The sequence below is a fragment of the Microbacterium sp. NPDC076895 genome, from assembly GCF_040687115.1.
Lineage (GTDB): Bacteria > Actinomycetota > Actinomycetes > Actinomycetales > Microbacteriaceae > Microbacterium.
Genome location: NZ_JBFBMQ010000012.1, coordinates 12,478 through 30,916 on the forward strand (window position 1 = coordinate 12,478; position 18,439 = coordinate 30,916).

13 protein-coding genes are annotated in these 18,439 nt (G+C 69.4%); 8 read left to right on the forward strand and 5 right to left on the reverse strand.

Annotation, left to right across the window (positions count from 1 at the left end):
• The first annotated feature begins 25 nt into the window (after positions 1–25).
• The 4 genes from AB0O89_RS11015 to AB0O89_RS11030 all read left to right on the forward strand — a co-directional run bounded on the left by AB0O89_RS11015 (position 26) and on the right by AB0O89_RS11030 (position 7,905).
• Positions 26–3,298, forward strand: coding sequence for a transglutaminase family protein (locus AB0O89_RS11015; RefSeq protein WP_363497432.1), 3,273 nt, complete (start codon positions 26–28; stop codon positions 3,296–3,298).
• Positions 3,295–5,811 (forward strand): circularly permuted type 2 ATP-grasp protein, encoded by a 2,517-nt coding sequence (locus AB0O89_RS11020; protein ID WP_363497435.1) that lies wholly within the window; start codon positions 3,295–3,297, stop codon positions 5,809–5,811. The genes AB0O89_RS11015 and AB0O89_RS11020 overlap by 4 nt, the downstream gene beginning before the upstream one ends.
• A 10-nt stretch (positions 5,812–5,821) precedes the next feature.
• Positions 5,822–6,700 (forward strand): transglutaminase family protein, encoded by an 879-nt coding sequence (locus AB0O89_RS11025; protein WP_363497438.1) that lies wholly within the window; start codon positions 5,822–5,824, stop codon positions 6,698–6,700.
• Positions 6,701–6,882: 182 nt separating this feature from the next.
• Positions 6,883–7,905, forward strand: a complete 1,023-nt coding sequence (locus AB0O89_RS11030) for a putative zinc-binding metallopeptidase (RefSeq protein ID WP_363497440.1) — start codon at positions 6,883–6,885, stop codon at positions 7,903–7,905.
• A gap of 112 nt (positions 7,906–8,017) precedes the next feature.
• Here the strand turns inward: AB0O89_RS11030 and AB0O89_RS11035 are convergent, their stop codons facing one another.
• The 3 genes from AB0O89_RS11035 to AB0O89_RS11045 form a co-directional block, all read right to left on the reverse strand.
• The gene (locus tag AB0O89_RS11035) at positions 8,018–9,235 is read right to left on the reverse strand and encodes a thioester domain-containing protein (RefSeq protein WP_363497443.1); all 1,218 of its coding nucleotides are present in this window, start codon (positions 9,233–9,235) and stop codon (positions 8,018–8,020) included.
• A gap of 81 nt (positions 9,236–9,316) precedes the next feature.
• Positions 9,317–9,496 (reverse strand): hypothetical protein, encoded by a 180-nt coding sequence (locus tag AB0O89_RS11040; protein WP_300590663.1) that lies wholly within the window; start codon positions 9,494–9,496, stop codon positions 9,317–9,319.
• 80 nt (positions 9,497–9,576) lie between these two features.
• Positions 9,577–10,056, reverse strand: a complete 480-nt coding sequence (locus AB0O89_RS11045; protein WP_228177378.1) for a cupin domain-containing protein — start codon at positions 10,054–10,056, stop codon at positions 9,577–9,579.
• 272 nt (positions 10,057–10,328) lie between these two features.
• Between AB0O89_RS11045 and AB0O89_RS11050 the strand changes: the two genes are divergently transcribed.
• Entirely contained in the window at positions 10,329–15,086 is a 4,758-nt protein-coding gene (locus AB0O89_RS11050) for an ATP-dependent helicase (RefSeq protein ID WP_363497447.1), read from the forward strand.
• The gene (locus AB0O89_RS11055) at positions 15,079–15,852 is read left to right on the forward strand and encodes a DNA-formamidopyrimidine glycosylase family protein (RefSeq protein ID WP_363497450.1); all 774 of its coding nucleotides are present in this window, start codon (positions 15,079–15,081) and stop codon (positions 15,850–15,852) included. The genes AB0O89_RS11050 and AB0O89_RS11055 overlap by 8 nt, the downstream gene beginning before the upstream one ends.
• A 29-nt stretch (positions 15,853–15,881) precedes the next feature.
• Here the strand turns inward: AB0O89_RS11055 and AB0O89_RS11060 are convergent, their stop codons facing one another.
• On the reverse strand, positions 15,882–16,583 hold the full coding sequence (locus tag AB0O89_RS11060) for a YitT family protein (protein WP_300590659.1): 702 nt from the start codon (positions 16,581–16,583) through the stop codon (positions 15,882–15,884).
• A gap of 126 nt (positions 16,584–16,709) precedes the next feature.
• Here AB0O89_RS11060 and AB0O89_RS11065 point away from each other — a divergent pair, with 126 nt between their 5' ends.
• Positions 16,710–17,180, forward strand: a complete 471-nt coding sequence (locus AB0O89_RS11065; RefSeq protein WP_300590658.1) for a transferase — start codon at positions 16,710–16,712, stop codon at positions 17,178–17,180.
• Between the two features lie 86 nt (positions 17,181–17,266).
• On the forward strand, positions 17,267–17,926 hold the full coding sequence (locus AB0O89_RS11070) for a LysR family substrate-binding domain-containing protein (RefSeq protein ID WP_300590657.1): 660 nt from the start codon (positions 17,267–17,269) through the stop codon (positions 17,924–17,926).
• A 9-nt stretch (positions 17,927–17,935) separates the two neighbouring features.
• Here AB0O89_RS11070 and AB0O89_RS11075 read toward each other — a convergent pair whose 3' ends face one another.
• Positions 17,936–18,436, reverse strand: a complete 501-nt coding sequence (locus AB0O89_RS11075; RefSeq protein WP_363497454.1) for a glutaminase — start codon at positions 18,434–18,436, stop codon at positions 17,936–17,938.
• Positions 18,437–18,439: the final 3 nt, after the last annotated feature.

Consider the following 18,439-nt stretch of genomic DNA (forward strand, 5'->3'; position numbering starts at 1 on the left):
AACAGTTCTCCGACACGCTGTGTGCATGTCGATCAAGGTGGCTCTCGAGCACCGCACCGCGTACGAGTTCGCCCGGCCCATCTCGGTCGCTCCGCACCTCGTTCGGTTGAGGCCGGCCCCGCACTCGCGAACCCCGATCGAGGCCTACTCGCTCGAGGTGTACCCGAAGAACCACTTCGTCAACTGGCAGCAGGACCCCTTCGGCAACTGGGTGGCTCGCCTGGTCTTCCCCGAGAAGGTCGACCGGCTCGAGATCACGGTGGGCCTGGTCGCAGACATGATGGTGATCAACCCGCTCGACTTCTTCATCGAGGAGTACGCGGAACGGTTCCCCTTCGCCTACCGCTCTGATCTGGCATCCGATCTCGCGCCCTATCTGCGAGCCGTGCCCGGCAGCGGGCGCGCTCAGAGGTGGCGGGAGACTCTGCCGCCGCTGCCCGAGGACGGCGTCCCGACCGTGACGTTCCTCGCCGACCTCAACCGCGCGGTGCAGCAGCGGGTCGCATACAGCGTGCGGATGGAAGCGGGAGTGCAGACCCCGAACCACACGCTGCGCAGCGGTATCGGCTCGTGCCGCGACAGCGCCTGGTTGCTCGTAAGCCTGCTGCGCCAGTACGGCCTGGCGGCACGCTTCGTCTCGGGCTACCTCGTCCAGCTCGCCCCCGACCAGGAGTCCCTCGACGGTCCGAGTGGGCCTGCCGCCGACTTCACCGACCTGCACGCGTGGGCCGAGGTCTACGTGCCAGGTGCCGGCTGGATCGGACTGGATGCCACGAGCGGCCTGTTCGCCGGCGAAGGCCACATTCCGCTGAGCGCCACACCCGAGCCGTCCTCGGCCGCGCCCATCTCGGGAGCCACCGAGCCCGTAGAGGTGGAGTTCTCGTTCCACAACGAGGTGCGCCGCATCCACGAGGACCCCCGCACGACCCGCCCCTACACCGAGGACCAGTGGCACCGGATCGACGCGCTCGGCGAGGCGGTCGACGAGCGGCTCACCAAGGCTGACGTGCGCCTCACCATGGGCGGCGAACCGACCTTCGTCTCGGTCGATGACGCGACAGCACCCGAATGGAACACCGACGCCGACGGCGACCAGAAGCGAGAGCTCGCCGACACCCTCGCCGAGAAGCTCCGCGAGCGCTACGCCGGCGGCGGCATCGTGCATCGCGGCCAGGGCAAGTGGTATCCGGGCGAGCCGCTGCCCCGCTGGAACATCGCGCTGCAGTGGCGCAAAGACGGTGTGCCCCTGTGGAACGACCCGTCGCTGTTCGCCGACCCGTGGTCTGACGAGGCCAGGCCGACCGCGCAGGCGGATGCCGAGACCCTGGCGCGGCGCGTCACCCAGACTCTCGGCATCCCGAACAGCCGGCTGCTGGCTGCCTACGAAGACCCGCTGGCGGCGCTCGCTGCCGAGGTCCGCAAGCCCGTCGGCGAACCGACCGACGTCGAGGGTTTCGACGAGCACGACCTCGCAGCCCTCGACCGCGACATCGACACACCGACCGGTTGGGTGCTCCCGCTCACGACCGACGGGCACTGGGCGAGCCCCGTGTGGACGTTCCGCCGCGGCAGGCTCGTGCTCAGCCCCGGCACGAGCCCTATCGGCCTGCGCCTGCCGTTGGACTCTGTGTCGTGGACGCCGCCAGAGCTGACGGCCGAGCCCTCGTATCTCGAAGAGGCGCCGCTCCGTGAGCCCGCGGTCCCCGACGTGTCGCTCCAGGGCGTCGCAACTACTGCGACCACCGCCATCGCGTTCGAGGCTCGGGACGGCCAGGTGCATGTCTTCCTGCCCCCGGTCGCGCACCTCGAGGACTACACCGACCTGCTGCACGTCCTCGAGCAGGCGGCGTCTGCCACCGGCATCCGTCTGGTGATCGAGGGCTACGCGCCGCCACCGGACACCCGCCTCGAGCAGCTCGTCGTGACCCCCGACCCCGGCGTGATCGAAGTGAATGTGCAGCCGGTGTCGTCGTGGGCGCAGCAGCGCGAGCTGACCACGACGCTCTACGACCTCGCCCGGCGCAGCCGCCTGTCCACCGAGAAGTTCGATCTCGACGGGCTCCACACCGGCACCGGCGGCGGCAACCACATCACGATCGGCGGCATCCAGCCGATCGACTCGCCGCTGCTGCGACGCCCCGACCTGCTGGCGAGCCTCATCACCTACTGGCAACGGCACCCGAGCCTGTCCTATCTCTTCTCGGGTCGGTTCATCGGGCCGACGAGCCAGGCTCCGCGTTTTGACGAAGGTCGACCCGAAGCCGTGTACGAGATGGAGGTCGCGCTGCGGGAGCTCCGGCGACTGGATGCCGAGGCCGCAGCATCCGGCGGCACCGCCCGCCCCTGGATCGTCGACCGGGCCCTCCGCCACCTGCTCACCGATATGACCGGCAACACCCACCGGGCCGAGTTCTGCATCGACAAGCTCTACAGCCCCGACTCCAGCCGCGGGAGGCTCGGGCTGCTCGAACTGCGCGGATTCGAGATGCCGCCGCATCCCGAGCTTGCCCTCGTCCAGGCTCTCCTGGTGCGAAGCCTCATCGCCTGGTTCTGGGATACGCCTTACGACGAGCCGCTCGTGCGCTGGGGAACCCGACTGCACGACGAATTCCTGCTCCCCCACGGGACGCTGCTGGACATCGAGGGCGTCGTCGACGACCTGAACCGCGCCGGCATCCCGTTCGAGCAGTCGTGGCTCGACGCCTTCGCGGAGTTCCGCTTCCCCCGCGTCGGTCTCACCAGGATCTCCGCGCCCGGAGCCCGCATCGAACTCGAGCTTCGCCAGGCCATCGAGCCGTGGCACGTGCTCGGCGAGGAGGCCACCGGATCGGGCACCGCCCGCTACGTGGACTCGTCGGTCGAGCGCATTCAGGTCACGGTGCGCGGCGTCGACGAGCGCCGACACCTCGTGACGTGCAATGGTGTACCTGTGCCTCTCACATCGACCGGCACGCTCGGCGAGTTCTACGCGGGCGTGCGCTATCGCGCCTGGCAGCCGTGGTCGGCGCTGCATCCCTCGATCGAGGTGCACTCTCCGCTGACCTTCGACGTGATCGACACCCGCGCCGAGGCGAGTCTCGGCGGTGCTACCTATCACGTCGTGCACCCGGGCGGACGCGCCTACGAGCACCCGCCCGTGAATGCGTTCGAGGCCGAAGCACGACGTGCGAGCCGCTTTGAGGCCCACGGACACACGCCCGGCCGCGTCGACGTCGGAGCCCTCCGCGAGCGCGGCCGCCGCGCGGCATCCGCTGACTACCCGCACACCCTCGACCTGCGCAGGATCGCCCCGGCGTGAGCGTCCTCCGCGACTATGCCGCCGCGGTCACCCAACCCACGCTGCCCTTCGCTTCACCCCGGGGATCGTCGGCGCGCTTCGACGAGGTCATTGCGCCCGACGGCACGTTGCGGCCCGCGTGGCGCGCGATGGCGCCCGGAGCCCTGACCCTCACGATCGATGACCTGTCCCGGCTGAACCGCGAGGTCAGGGGGCTCCTCGCCGACGAGGGAGTGACCTACAACCCGGCCGACTCCGACCCCGAGCCGTGGCGCCTGGACCCGGTTCCGCTCGTGCTCGACGGCGCCGATTGGGCCAAGCTCGATGTGGGACTGGCCCAGCGCGCCGAGCTCCTGAATGCTCTGCTCGTGGACGTCTACGGCGAGCGCCGGATGCTGCGCGAAGGCATCCTGCCTGCGGCGACCGTGCTCGGGCACGCCGGCTACATCCGAGCTGTCGCGGGCACCGGCTCGACCGATCCGCACCCCTTGCTGTTCAGCGCCACCGACCTCGGGCGCGACGGCGATGGCGAGTGGCGAGTCATCTCCGACCGCGTGCAGGCCCCGTCGGGACTCGGGTACGCGATGGAGAACCGCCGGATCGTGTCGCAGGTCGTTCCCGAGCTGTTCCATGGCGCCGCGCTTCACCGCATCGAGCCGTACTTCGATGCGTTGCGTGAAGCACTCATCGCGGCGGCCCCGGATGCCCGGCCCGATGCCCGCGTCGTCGTCCTCACCCCCGGTGCCCTGTCGGAAACCGCCTACGATCAGGCCTTCCTCGCCGGCATGCTCGGGTTTCCGCTCGTGCAGGGAGCGGACCTCGTGGTGCGCGACGGGAAGGTCTGGATGAAGCCCGCGGGCTGGCCGGAGGTGGCACCACGCGAGCGCGTCGATGTCATCCTGCGCCGCGTGGATGCCGAATGGTGCGACCCCCTCGAGCTGCGGGGAAACTCGCAACTCGGCGTCGCGGGCTTGACCGAGGCGGTTCGCCGCGGCGGTGTGCGGCTGGTCAACGGCCTCGGCGCCGGCGTGCTCGAAAACCCCGCGCTGCTCCCTTTCCTTCCCGCCCTGTGTGAGCGCCTCCTCGGCGAACAGTTGCGGCTGGCGTCGACACCGACCTGGTGGTGCGGCGATCCGGGCGCGCTGGACCAGGTGACGCCCCGTCTGCTGGGAGCAGACCCGACACTTGTCGTGCGGGCCATTGACGGGCCACGGACGCCGCTGCAGGCATCCGACCCTGCCCGGCTCGTCGAGCGCATCCGACAGAGCCCCCACCGTTTCGCGGTGCAGGAGCTCCTTCCGCTCTCGCAGGCACCGACCTGGCGTTCACCGGGCCAGGTGGACGCGAGGCCCGTGGTCTTGCGGACGTTTGCGCTGCGGCACCAGTCGACCTACCGCCCGCTCATCGGCGGGCTTGCCACCGCCGTCGCCGACGGCGCGCTGCCGACGGCGTCAAAGGACGTCTGGGTCCTGAAGGCGGATCCGTCAGACCTCGACCAGGGGCTGCCGGACGCAACAACCGTTGCCGTTGTCCAGTCGGTGCCCGAGGTAGCCCCGCGGGCACTCGACGACCTGTTCTGGTCGGGCCGCTACGCGGAACGGGCCGAAGACCTGTTGCGGCTCGTCCTCGCGATCCGCTCGGATGCCGACCAACTCACCGCACCGGGACTGACCGCGGCGCAGAGCACGCAGGTGCTCGTGGGCGCCACACAGCGGCTGTGCGGCACGCGCTGGCTCGACCTCGACGACGAGTTCCGGTCCGTGCTGCTCGATGGCACGCGCCCCGGTTCGGTGGCGCATTCACTCTCGCGCCTGCGCACAACCCTCGAGGGGGTGCGTGACCAGCTTTCTGCCGACACGTGGCGGGTGTTCGCCGCCACCGATCGCGCAGGTTCCGCCCTGCGGATCACTCCGCACGCCCACGGCATCGGCGAGGCGGCGGGGCAGATGCTCACGGCGCTTCTGGCGCTGCAGGGCACCTCGGCCAACATGATCCGTGATGCCGGCTGGCACATGATCGAGGCCGGGCGAGCCATCGAACGGGCGCTGCAGCTGGGCATCCTGCTTCGCGCGACGATGGTCGACCGCCTCGTCGGCGAGGTCGAACAGGAAGTGCTCGAAGCTGTGCTGCGCGCGAGCGAAAGCGTCGTCACCCACCGCCGCCGGTACCGCGGCGGGCTTTACGCGAGCGGCGTGATCGATCTGCTGGTGCGAGACCCCGAGAACCCCCGGTCGCTGCGGTTTGCCGTGGCACGCATCCGCGAGCACCTCGCCGCCCAGCCGCTGTCGAGCGGGTCGACCCGCCCCGAGCGACTGCTCGATCAGCTCGAGGCGCAGCTCGCGGAGGTGCAGGTCGCCGACCTCTCTATGGCTGTCGATGATCGGCGGTCGATGCTGCACGACACCCTCACGGATGCCGACGCGCAGCTGCGCGAGATCGCGCGGGCCATCGAGGCACTGCACTTCTCTGCCGGCCCGCCGCTGCAGACCTATGCGTCGCTGTCGCTGACCGAGCTCACCGGGGCACTCTCGTGAGGAGCGACGCATGAAGTACGCGGTGTCGCACCGGACGATCTACGAATACAGCGACGATGTGCGCAACAGCCTGGGGCTCGCGCACGTGGCCCCGCGACCGGTGGTGTGGCAGCAGATCGCTTCGCACACCGTCACGATCGAGCCGGGGCCGAACGACGTCAGCCACGAGCGCGACGCCTTCGGCAATGTCGTGACGTACTTCCACGTCACCTCCCCCCACACCCGTCTGGTCGTCGACGCTCGCACCGACGTCACCGTCGAGGCGCCCCGCTACGACGGTGCGGCGCTGGAGCTGCCGTGGGAGCTGTCGCGCCCGCTGCAGCATCCGGATGCGCCAGGCGCCTGGGCCGCCGCGGAGTTCGCCGTGGCCTCTCCCAAGGCCGAACACGTCGCCGAAGCTCACGCCTACGCCGCGGCATCCTTGAGCCCGGGGCGACCGATCGGCGAGGCCGCCACCGATCTCATGCACCGTATCAAGGCCGACTTCGACTACGACAAGACGGCGACGACCGTCACCAGCTCGGTCGCCGAAGTGTTCCGAACGCGCGCGGGAGTCTGTCAGGACTTCGCGCACCTCGCCCTCGCCTGCCTGCGCAGCCACGGGGTCGCGGCACGTTACGTCAGCGGGTATCTTGCCACCCAGCCGCCGCCCGGACGCGAGCGGATCGTTGGTGCCGACGCGTCGCACGCGTGGCTCGCGGTCTGGCTGCCGGGATCGGACGAGTGGCTCGCGATCGACCCGACCAACGACCAGTGGGCGAACGACCGCTACGTCACGGTCGCCTGGGGTCGGGACTACGGCGACGTCTCCCCCGTCAAGGGCATTATCTTCACCACCGCGAAGCGTTCGACCTTGCGCGTCTCCGTCGACGTCGCCCCCGCATCCTGATCTCCGCCCCGCCCCGCCCGATGCCGTGTCGCAACGGCGCAGATCGTGCGCGACGCCCCGGCAGCAAGCCCCTCCGCCCGGCGCGCCGCCGAATCCGTGCGCCGTTGCGACATTCGCGCGAGAGTGAATCGCGCGAGCGCAACCCCTCCGGAGATGACTCGTTCGTGTGCGAGGATTCGCCCGTGAAGTCCTATACGTGCCGGGTCTGCGGCAATCGCCTGTTCTTCGAGAACTCGGTCTGCGTCTCGTGCGAAACGCCCCTCGGCTACTCGCGCGCCGAGCGCGACATCGTGCCGCTGGATGCCGACGATCGCACCTACACGGATGCCGCGGGCACCGTGTGGCACGTGTGCGCGAACCTCGGGCTGTCGGGCTGCACGTGGCTGACGACGGATGCCGGCGGGCTGTGCTTCAGCTGCGGCCTAACCCGCACCCGGCCCAACGACGCTGACCTCAAGGGGATCTCGAACTACGCTCCCGCGGAGCGGGCCAAACGTCACCTCATCGCGGAGCTCGACGAGCTCGGCATCCCGATTCTCGATCGCACCGAGGACCCTCGCGGGATCGCCTTCGACCTGCTGTCGAGCGTCGCGGAACCGGTCACGATCGGGCACGCTGACGGCGTCGTCACGATCGACCTCGCCGAGGCCGAGGACGCGCACCGCGAAAAGGTACGCGCGATGCTCGACGAGCCATACCGCACGATGCTCGGTCACTTCCGGCACGAGATCGGGCACTACTACGAGTCTTTCCTGGTCACGGATGACCACACTCGCGCCCGGGCGCGGGAACTCTTCGGCGACGAGTCCGAGGATTATCAGGCGGCAATCGACCGCCATTACGCCGAGGGTGCTCCCGCGGATTGGCAACAGCACTTCATTTCGCAGTACGCGACGATGCACCCGTGGGAGGACTTCGCCGAAACCTGGGCCCACTACCTGCACATCAGTGACAGCATCCAGACCGCCGAGGAGTTCGGCCTGCTGCGCCCCGCACCGACCGCCTCGTTCCGCGAACGGGTCGCGAAGACGTGGATGCCGCTGTCGACCGCTCTCAACATGATGAACCGCTCGATGGGTTACGACGATCTCTATCCGTTCGTGCTGTCCACGCCCGTGCTCGACAAACTCGAGTTCGTCGCGGAGCTTGCGGCAGTCTCCGCAGCGCCCGGATCAGCCGAGGACTCGGCGGCACCGGAGAGCTGACCGGCGCTGGCGTGTCGCTAACTCCTCGATCTCGGCGCGAGGACGCCGCTCTCCCGCTCCTGCGGCGGCTGTACGACACCGATCATGCTGAGTTCGCCACCGGCGACCCTGGCTAGCGTGATGCGCGCGAGCGCCGGCGAACGTGGTCGAGAACCATGACGGCGAGCCCCGCGGTGAGCAGAGCCGCCGGCATCCCCCAGGACGGCGGCGCCGAGGCTCCGGTGTCGGGAAGCCGGGTCGAGGTGGGACTCGGGGTAGGCGTCGGGGTGGGAGTGGGCGTCGGGTGTGCGAACGTGTCGGTGACCGTCGCCGACACCGTGGAGTTCGCCACAGCAACAACGGATCCCGGAACCGTCGTGGTGGAGGTCAGCACCGCACCGGCGGTGTGCCCGTCTGCGGTCTGCGTGACGGTGCACGTTGCGCCGGCGGGCACAGCCGACAGGGTCACCACCCGGGTCGTTCCCGCCGGGGTGCCGGCGGCGAGCGTTCCCGAACTCTCGACGACCGTCGTTCCGTCATCGCACCGCGCCGTCACCGAGATGGCTCCCTGCAGGCCGGCGGCCGCACCGGTGACTGTCACGTCGGCGGCGAACCGGCCGGCGGCCATCGGCGTGATCGCCGCGTTGGCGCGGATCGGGATCGTGGCTTGTGCGGCGAGGATCAGCTTCTGGGCGCTCGTGCGTCCGGGATTCCCGCCGTCGTACAGGAACACGTTTCCGGCCTCGACGGTCTGGGATGTCTCCAGGCTGAATCCTTCATCGGCGACCGTCGATGCGTACCGCACCCACAGCGAGCTTCCCGGCGGGACCCAAGCGCCCTCGGGAACCGATTCAGTGCCGGAGGCATCCGAGAACACGTCGATGCCCCGTGTCGAGAGCGTCGATGAGCTCACTGACCCACCGACCGCGAACGGACCCACCACATCACCGGTCGTCGGCGCCGTCGCGGTGTCGGGCGTGATCGTCAGGGTGGGAAGCGGTGGCGCGGGGGTCGATCCGCCGGCCAGGGCAGCCTGGGTGGCCGCCACGATCGCCGCGATGGCATCGTGCTGCGCGGGATAGCCGAAACGCGGCACGACGAATTGATCGGTGAAGTACCAGATCGCCCCCTGCACGGCGGCTACCTTCTCGGCATCCGTCGACAGCGCCGGCGCTCCAGACGCCACCGGGTAGTAGTTGTTGAGGATGTAGGTGACGTAGTCGAGGTTCGGGACGTTCGCCGAGGACCAGTCGCCGAGTTCATAGTGCACACCGATCTCGGTCTCGGTAGTCAGATCGATGCAGTAGGTGAGGATGTCGCCCGGGCTGCTCGAGCTCGGGTCGTTGAGCACGATCTGAGCCGTCGAGAACGTCCTGCCGGTGCCGGTGATCGTCGTCGGGTAGGGCGTCTGCGGGTCGGTGATCGCCGTCTCCTAGGCTCCGAACCGGCCGCCCTGGTGCCGCATCGCGACGACCGTGGCTTCGGTCGAAGCCCGCGGGGGATCGCTGACGCCGGGGCCGGTTCCGGGCTCCGCGAGGGCGGGTGCGGCGCCGATGCCGACGAGGAACGCGGTGAGAAGAGTCGCGGCGAGGACGGTTGGGGTGGTACGCATGGGATCCTCCGTACGTCACTCTCGCACGTCCGCGCTCACATGTGTGCGCTCCGCGTCACCCGCTCACCCGGTCTCGCCCCTCACCCAGCGTCAGGCTCACCGTCGTAGTAGTCCACGGCGTCGTCGTCACGGAAGAGCATCGTGGGGCGGGCGGTCGTGTACGCCATCGTCTTTCGCGAGTCCGGGTAGCCGATCACGTCCTGTTCGGATGTCGTGTCCAGGTCGACGTACCGGAGCGGCTCACCGCCGGTAGCCGTCATCCGGTGCGCGCCCGCCGGCCCGGGTGGAAAGACGACGACCTCCCCCGGGCCGATGTCGAATTCAGCACCCGGGGTACGCACCCGACCCGTTCCCGACAGGATGACGTAGGCCTCGGTGACGCCAGCGTGCCAGTGATATGGATAGGCCGACTGACCCGGCGGGATCTCCATGAATGAGACCTGTAGCTGAGTGCCCTCTTTGGGAACAACGACGTGCTTGGCGAACGTGAACCGTCCACGGTCGCCGTGCCGGGCCTCGAAATCGTCCTGCCGTCCGTGCACCACCTGGTCGAATGCCATGGTCGCTCCTTTGCTCACCGTCACGGTACTCCCTCGGGGCGGCGCCGCCCGGTTCGTCTGTCAACTCGCTGGGGCAGCCCCGTTCGCGTCGACGTTCTGTGTCGGGGCCGGGACGAACCCCGCGATGCACAGCGTCGCTAACTCCTCAAGATCGGGCCACCTACCGTGGCCGCAGGCGCCCCGCGCAGCATCCGTCGCCCGTTCTGAGGAGTTCGCTGCGGGCTGGGACCGAGACCGCCCCGGATGTCGGTGGGGCGGGCGAAGATAGGGGGATGGCGGATGTGCTCGAGAGATTCGGTCCTGCCACGCAGGATTGGTTCCGCGGCGCATTCACCGCACCGACCCCGGCCCAATCCGGCGCGTGGAAGGCGATCTCGGCGGGTCGCCACGCACTCGTGGTCGCACCGACCGGGTCCGGCAAGACGCTCTCGGCATTCCTGTGGGCCATCGACCGTGTGTTCCGGGAGAAGGCTGAAACCCCGCAGGATGCCGCGGGCACCCGCATCCTCTACATCTCACCGCTCAAGGCTCTCGGTGTCGACGTGGAACGAAACCTCCGCTCGCCGCTGGTCGGCATCGACCAGTCAGCCCGCCGACGCGGGCTGAGCCTCCCCGGGGTCTCGGTCGGCGTCCGCTCCGGAGACACCCCGTCGACGGAGCGCCGCAAGCTCGTCGCGACGCCGCCCGACATCCTGATCACGACCCCCGAGTCGCTCTACCTCATGCTCACGAGCCAGGCGGGCCGCACGCTCACGGGCGTGCACACCGTCATCGTCGACGAGGTCCACGCCGTGGCCGCGACCAAACGCGGCGCGCACCTGGCCCTCAGCCTCGAGCGCCTGGACGCCATGATCCGCGCCGAGAGGCCGGATGCGGCATCCGTGCAGCGCATCGGCCTATCGGCGACGGTGCGACCGATCGACGAGGTTGCCCGGTTCCTCGGGGGCGCAGCCCCGGTCGAGATCGTCGCGCCGCCGGCATCCAAAACCTTCGAGATGCGGGTCACGGTCCCGGTCGAAGACATGCTCAACCCACCGCCGGCCGCGGCATCCACCACGGGTGGGCCAGGCGTGCGGTCGACGGATGCCACAGCACCGACCTCCGGGCAAGGCGAGGACTGGTTCGCCCCCTCGGGCGGAGCTGCCGCGCGCCCCGAGAACACGGAAATGACCGGATCGGTCTGGCCGCATGTCGAAGAGGCGATCGTCGACCGGGTCCTCGAGCACCGCTCGACGATCGTCTTCGCCAACTCTCGGCGCCTGGCGGAGCGCCTCACCGCGAGACTCAACGAGATCTACGCCGAGCGGCTCGGTATCGACCTCCCCGAACCGTCGATCACGGCAGCGATGCCCGCGCAGAGCGGCCAGACCGCGGGGGCTGAGCCCGTGCTAGCTAAGGCACACCACGGCTCCGTCTCGAAGGAGCAACGCGCCCTCGTCGAAGAGGAACTCAAGTCCGGCATACTGCGCTGCGTCGTCGCCACGAGCAGTCTCGAGCTCGGCATCGACATGGGAGCCGTCGACCTCGTCATCCAGGTCGAGGCGCCGCCGAGCGCGGCATCCGGTCTGCAGCGCATCGGCCGCGCGGGACACCAGGTCGGCGAGATCAGCCGCGCGTCGCTTTTTCCCAAGCACCGCTCCGATGTGCTGCACACCGCGATCGTGACCGAACGGATGCTCGCAGGCCAGATCGAGGCGATCCAGGTGCCGCAGAACCCGCTCGACATCCTCGCTCAGCAGACCGTCGCAGCAGCGGCCCTCGCCCCGCTCCACGTCGAGGAGTGGTTCGAGACCGTCAAGCGCAGCGCGCCGTTTCGCGCGCTGCCTCGGTCGGCGTTCGAAGCCACCCTCGACCTGCTCGCGGGAAGGTTCCCCTCGGACGAGTTCGCCGAGCTGCGCCCGCGCGTCGTCTGGGATCGGGATGCCGGAACCCTCACCGGCCGCCCCGGCGCCCAGCGCATCGCCGTCACAAGCGGTGGGACGATCCCCGACCGCGGGATGTTCGGCGTCTTTGTCGCGGGCGAGAGCCAGAACGCCCGCGTGGGCGAACTCGACGAAGAGATGGTCTACGAGTCGCGCGTGAACGACGTCTTCACGCTCGGCACGACGAGTTGGCGCATCGTCGAGATCACCCACGATCGCGTCAACGTCCTTCCCGCCTACGGCCAACCGGGCCGCGTCCCGTTCTGGCACGGCGACGGGATCGGCAGGCCCGCGGAACTCGGCGAGGCACTTGGCGCCTTCACTCGGGAGATCGCCACCGCGACACCGCCTGCCGCCGACGCGCGGCTGACGGATGCCGGACTCGACGCGAATGCGAAGACCAATCTGCTCGCGTACCTTGCTGAACAGCGCGAAGCCACCGGGACATTGCCGACCGATCGAAGCCTCACTGTCGAACGTGGCCGCGACGAGGTCGGCGATTGGCGGGTCATTCTTCATTCCCCCTACGGCATGCAAGTGCATGCGCCGTGGGCCCTTGCCGTCAACGCGAGGATCCGAGAGCGGTTGGGCGTGGAAGGGTCCGCTGTCGCGAGCGACGACGGTATCATCGCGCGCGTTCCCGACACCACCGGTGAACCTCCGGGCGCCGAGCTCTTCGTGTTCGACGCGGATGAGCTCGAACCGCTCATCACGCAGGAGGTCGGCGGCTCTGCGCTGTTCGCGTCACGCTTCCGCGAATGCGCCGCGAGGGCACTCCTTATGCCGCGGACGAATCCGAACCGGCGCAGCCCACTGTGGCAGCAGCGCCAACGGTCAGCCCAGCTGCTGGAGGTAGCCCGTCGGCATCCGACGTTCCCGGTGATCCTCGAAACGCTGCGCGAAGTCCTGCAGGACGTGTACGACGTCCCCGCTCTACTGCGGATCACCCGCTCGATCGCTGACCGCCGCATCCGCCTCATCGAGGTCGAGACGCCGCAGCCCTCACCCTTCGCCCGCGACCTGCTGTTCGGATATGTCGGTGCGTTCATGTACGAGGGGGATTCCCCGCTCGCCGAGCGTCGGGCCGCCGCCCTCGCCGTTGACCCTGCCCTGTTGGCGGAGCTGCTCGGCACGGTCGAGATGCGGGAGCTCCTCGACCCCGACGTCATCGCCCAGTTCGAAGCCGAGGTGCAGCACCTCGCGCCGGATCGCCGGGTCCGCGGGCTCGAGGGCGTGGCCGACCTGCTGCGTCTGCTCGGACCGCTGTCTGCGCCAGAAGTAGCCGAGAGGCTGCAGGCGGCACCCGGTACCCCCACCGAGACGGAAGCTGCTGACGTCGAGAGGCCCGGACCCGCCGCCCCGGTTCCCGAAGCATCCACCCACCTCGACGCACTCGTCGCCAGCCGGCGCGCGATCGGGATCACGATCGCCGGCGTCGAACGGGTGGCAGCCATCGAAGACACCGGTCGCCTGCGCGACGCCCTCGGCATTCCGCTGCCCGTCGGCATCCCCGTCGCGTTCCTCGAACCGGTCGCCGATCCCCTCGGTGACCTGGTAGCCCGTCACGCCCGCACCCACGGACCGTTCACGACGGATGCTGTCGCCGAACGCCTGGGCATCGGGACCGCGGTCGCACGGCTGACACTGCAGCGGCTCGAGGCGCAGGGTCGCATCACGAGCGGATACTTCCTGCCCGCCTCGTCTGCGCTCGACGGCGGCGAGAACGAATGGTGCGACTCCGAGGTGCTGCGCCGGCTGCGGATGCGCTCGCTTGCGGCGATCCGAGGAAGCATCGAACCCGTGCCACAGGCTGCGCTCGCCAGGTTCCTGCCCGCCTGGCAGCACCTGACCCGGCCGCTCGAGGGCATCGACGGCGTGCTCGCGGTGATCGAGCAACTCGCCGGGGTTCCGATTCCCGCGAGCGCCTGGGAGTCGCTCGTCCTGCCGAGCCGCGTTCGCGACTATCGTGCGGCGCTGCTTGACGAGCTCACCGCCACGGGAGAGGTCATCTGGTCGGGGCACGGGGCCCTCCCCGGGCGCGACGGCTGGATCGCGCTGCATCCCGCCGACACCGTCGCCTTGAGCCTTCCCACTCGAGCCGACGACATCGCCGCCGAGTCGCTCGAGGCACGCATCCTTGATGCTCTCGCCGGCGGCGGGGCTTACTTCGCGGGGCAGCTTCGCGCCCTCACTGACGCCGCGAACGAGCAGTCGGTCATCGAGGCGCTCTGGGCGCTGGCGTGGGCGGGCCGGGTCACGAATGACACGTTCGCGCCGGTGCGCGGGCTGCTCTCCGGTGGGTCCCAGGCGCACCGCAGCGCACGGCGTGCCCCCCGTGCGCGGATGTTCCGCGGGTCGGCCATCTCTGCCACGATCCCCCGCCCGGCCGCGAACAGCTCGCGCGGGGGCGCTGGCGGGAGCGGTGCGCGAGCGAGCGGCCGGTGGTCGCTTCTTCCCGAGCCCGTGCCAGACGCCACGGTCCGCGCTGCCGCGATCGCCGGCATCCTCCTCGACCGCTACGGGGTCGTTACCCGCGGCCCTGTCCAAAGCGAGGCGGTCCCGGGCGGCTTTGCGCAGGTGTACCGCACCCTCGCGGATGCCGAACGCGCCGGCCACTGTCGACGGGGATACCTCGTCGAAAGGCTCGGCGGGGCCCAGTTCGCGGCATCCGCGACCGTCGACCGCTTGCGCGAGTTCTCGGCGATCACCGACCCCGCCCCGCGCACGGCGATCACCCTCGCTGCCACCGACCCCGCGAATGCGTACGGTGCCGCTCTCGCGTGGCCGAGCCTCGAGGGCGTCGGACATCGCCCGGGTCGCAAGGCGGGAGCTCTCGTGACGCTCGTCGACGGCGAGCTCGTGCTGTACCTCGAGCGCGGTGGCAAGTCGGCCCTCCTCTTCAGCGCCGACGACGAAGCGGTGACGGCAGCGACAGCCGACCTCGCAGCGACGGCCCGCACGCGGCACCTCGATACCCTGACCGTCGAGCAGGTGAACGGTGACCCGATCTTCGGAACGGCGTTCGCCCGGGCGCTGCGCGAAGCAGGCTTCGTCGAAACCCCGCGCGGCCTCACTCTGCGTAAGGCGTCGGGGTCGCCGCATGCCTGAGGGCGACACCGTCTTTCGTGCAGCGCGAATGCTGGATGCGGCACTCGCGGGCGGCACGGTGACGCGATTCGACCTGCGGGTGCCGCAGTTGGCTACCGCTGACCTCACAGGAGAACAGGTCCACGCGGTCGTGCCGCGCGGAAAGCACCTGCTCGCACGCATCGGGCCATGGACGCTGCACTCGCACCTCAAGATGGAGGGCGAATGGCACGTGTACCGCCCCGGTGAGCGTTGGCGGGCGCCGGCTTTTCGAGCACGGGCAATCGTCGGAACGACGGATGCCGAAGCTGTCGGTTTCGACCTCGCCGAGATCGCCCTTGTTCCCACGGATCGCGAGAACGAGCTCGTCGGCTACCTCGGGTCCGACCCCCTCAGCGACGGCTGGGACCTCGACGAAGCGGCCAGGCGGGTCGGCGCGGATCCGCGGGCGATCCACGTCGCAGTGCTCGACCAACGCAACGTCGCAGGGTTTGGAAACGTGTACGCGAACGAGATGCTGTTCGTGCGCGGCATCCACCCCGCGGCTCCGGGCACGCAGGTCGACGCGCGTGGCCTGCTGGAGGTCGGCACGCGAATGATCCGCGCGAACCGCGACCGCGTCGAGCGCACGTTCACGGGCGTCGACCGGAGGGGAGAGCGGATGTGGGTGTACGGCCGCGAGAGAAGGCCATGCCGTCGATGCGGAACGCCGATTCTCGCCAGCGCACTGGGCGCCGACGCCACGCGGGAACGGAACGTCTTCTGGTGCCCGCGCTGCCAAACCTGACGCGCACGACGCCGGCGGCGGCCGCGCTCTCAGTGCCCGATGTACCGTCCCGGGCGGTGGTTCATCGCCAGCACGAGGTTCAGTACGACAGCGCCCAGACCGCTCAGCACCACGTTGGGCCACGGCACCACCAGCAGCGCCGCGGCAACGATGATGACATCGAAGATCATCTGGGTCCATCCGGCGCGGAACCCCCACCGGTCCTGCACGATGAGCGCGACGATGTTGATCCCACCGAGGCTCGCTCGGTGTCGGAACAAGATCAGCAGACCCACTCCGGCCAGAAGGTTCCCGCCGAGGGTCCCGTAGATCGGGTTGAGGTCATCGATGGAGAAGAGTGCGTGGTGCACCACCGACCAGCCCGAGACCATGGCGATCGCAATGACAGTTCGGATCGTGAAGCTCCAGCCGCGCTGCCACACCGCCAGCACGGCGAAGGGCAGATTGATGAGCAGGAACAGCATCCAGAACGGCAACCCGGATGCGTACTGGATCAGCAGCGCGAGTCCTGCCGTGCCGCCGGTAACGGCCTCCGAGGACTGCAACAGGTAGAGCCCCAGTGATGCGGTGAAGGTACCGGTGAGGATGCCGAGCACGTCCTCCGCCGGCGAGTGTGCGGTGGCACGTTCGTCGAATACGAGGGTGCGGGTGGCCTCTGGAGCAGGGTGCGAGGACTGATCCGGGGTCTCCGAAGTCGTGTCATGCGCGTCGCCGAGATCGTCGGTTGGCATGCCTTCCATTCTCTGCCAATCCGATGTCGGGACCGTTCCGAAGAGATGTCAAGCCGGGAGACGACGAACCCGAGATCCGGCACCATTGCCGCTACAGAGAATTCAGCGGCAAGCGGATGCAGGGGAATGAATCTCCGTACCACGGCGTTGGGGATCGTACTGGGGCCGAACGGCCCCGTGGAGGAGATCGTGGGCAAGAACTACGTCGACATCGAGAACGACCACGGCGAGACACTGCGGTATCGCAAACACGCCAATGGCCGAGGACTCATCGCGCACGGGGCCAAGGTGCATCCGACCGCGATCGTCGAGGCCGGGGCGTATGTCGAACCGGGAGTTCAGATCGCTGCGGGCGCCCGGATCGGCCGCGGTGTGTGGATCGAGTCGGATGCGTTGATCGGTCCGGAGGTCGTGGTTGCGCCGCACGCGCACATCGGCCCAGGAGCGGCGGTCGGCGCCGGCTCGAAGATCGGCATCCGCACCGTCATCGGCGCTCACGCGCGCGTCGCCGTCGGCTCATTGCTCGGTGACGACGAGACCGTCGGAGAGAACGAGCGGGTCGCCACCGACCGTCGCGGCCTTCGCCTCGCGGCCTGACCCGGCCCCGCGCGGCCTTCGCCTCGCCGCCTGAATCGAGCCGACTGCTGCCGTGGCGCCTGGCGCCGTCGCGGTAGCCTGACGGAATGGCCAGGCGCGACCGATCTTCCCGATCACGGGATGCGCCGCAGGCGCACTCAGGCCCGCCGCCAGCTGAGGTATTCCGTCTCGGCGCTGTACCCGGGGCGACCCCGGGAAAGTGGATCTCGCTCTGGCGAGAGCGGATGCCGCGCACGCGGCTCGAGCTCGAAGAGATCGCTCCGACTTCGCAGCGCGATCAGTTGCTGGCAGGAGCCGTTGACGCAGCCCTCGTTCGACTCCCGATCGACAAGACCGACCTTCACGCCATTTCGCTCTACGACGAGGTGCCGGTCGTGGTGTTCTCGAGTGACTCGAGCCTGTCGGTGGCGGAGGAGCTTGCCCCCGAGGACCTGGCGGGCGAGGTGCTCATCGTCCCGGAGGATGACGTCCTGCAGCCGGCAGTCCCGGGAACGATCGCACCCCGTTTCGCGGCCCCGGCAGACACGAAGGCGGCTGTCGAACTGGCTGCCACGGGTGTCGGCATCCTGATCGTCCCGATGTCACTCGCGCGGCTGCATCACCGCAAAGACGTTGCGTACCGGCCCCTCTCGGGCGGCCCCGTCTCGAGCGTCGCGCTGGCGTGGGTAGCCGAGCGCACGACGCCCGAGGTCGAGGCGTTCGTCGGCATCGTGCGCGGTCGCAGCGTCAATTCCTCCCGCTCGTAGCCAGACGGCTCAGGTGGCACCCTGGGGTGGATGCCGCGCAAGCTCGACGCGCTCGCGAACGTAGCTCTCGGCATCCATGAACCCGCCAGCGGTGCTCCAGCGCACCCGGAGCTGACCGTCGATTACGGCCAGGGGCCCGACATCCACGGATGCCACTTCGCCGATCAGTGAAACATCGAGCCGTTGCCATCCAAGATGCACAGCTACGCCAGGCAGGATGCCGCCACGAAACGCCGCCTCGGCCAGCCCCGCCCGCGCACGCTGGGACTCCGCGGTGTATCCGCGGCGCGCCGGCTCCCGCGACCTCACGATCTCGCCGGTCGCGTAGAGGTCGACGGGGCCGAGCAGGAGCACGCCGAGATGCCATGCCTCATCGCGGAGGACGACCCTCGGTGCGCGCGGAATGCCCAGCATCCGTGGTGTCACTACCTCGCCGAGCAGCTCCCGCGGCGCCGCGGCGAGTTCAGCTCTGGCCCACGCGAGCAGACCGGGCAGATCAGCTGGTTTCACCGC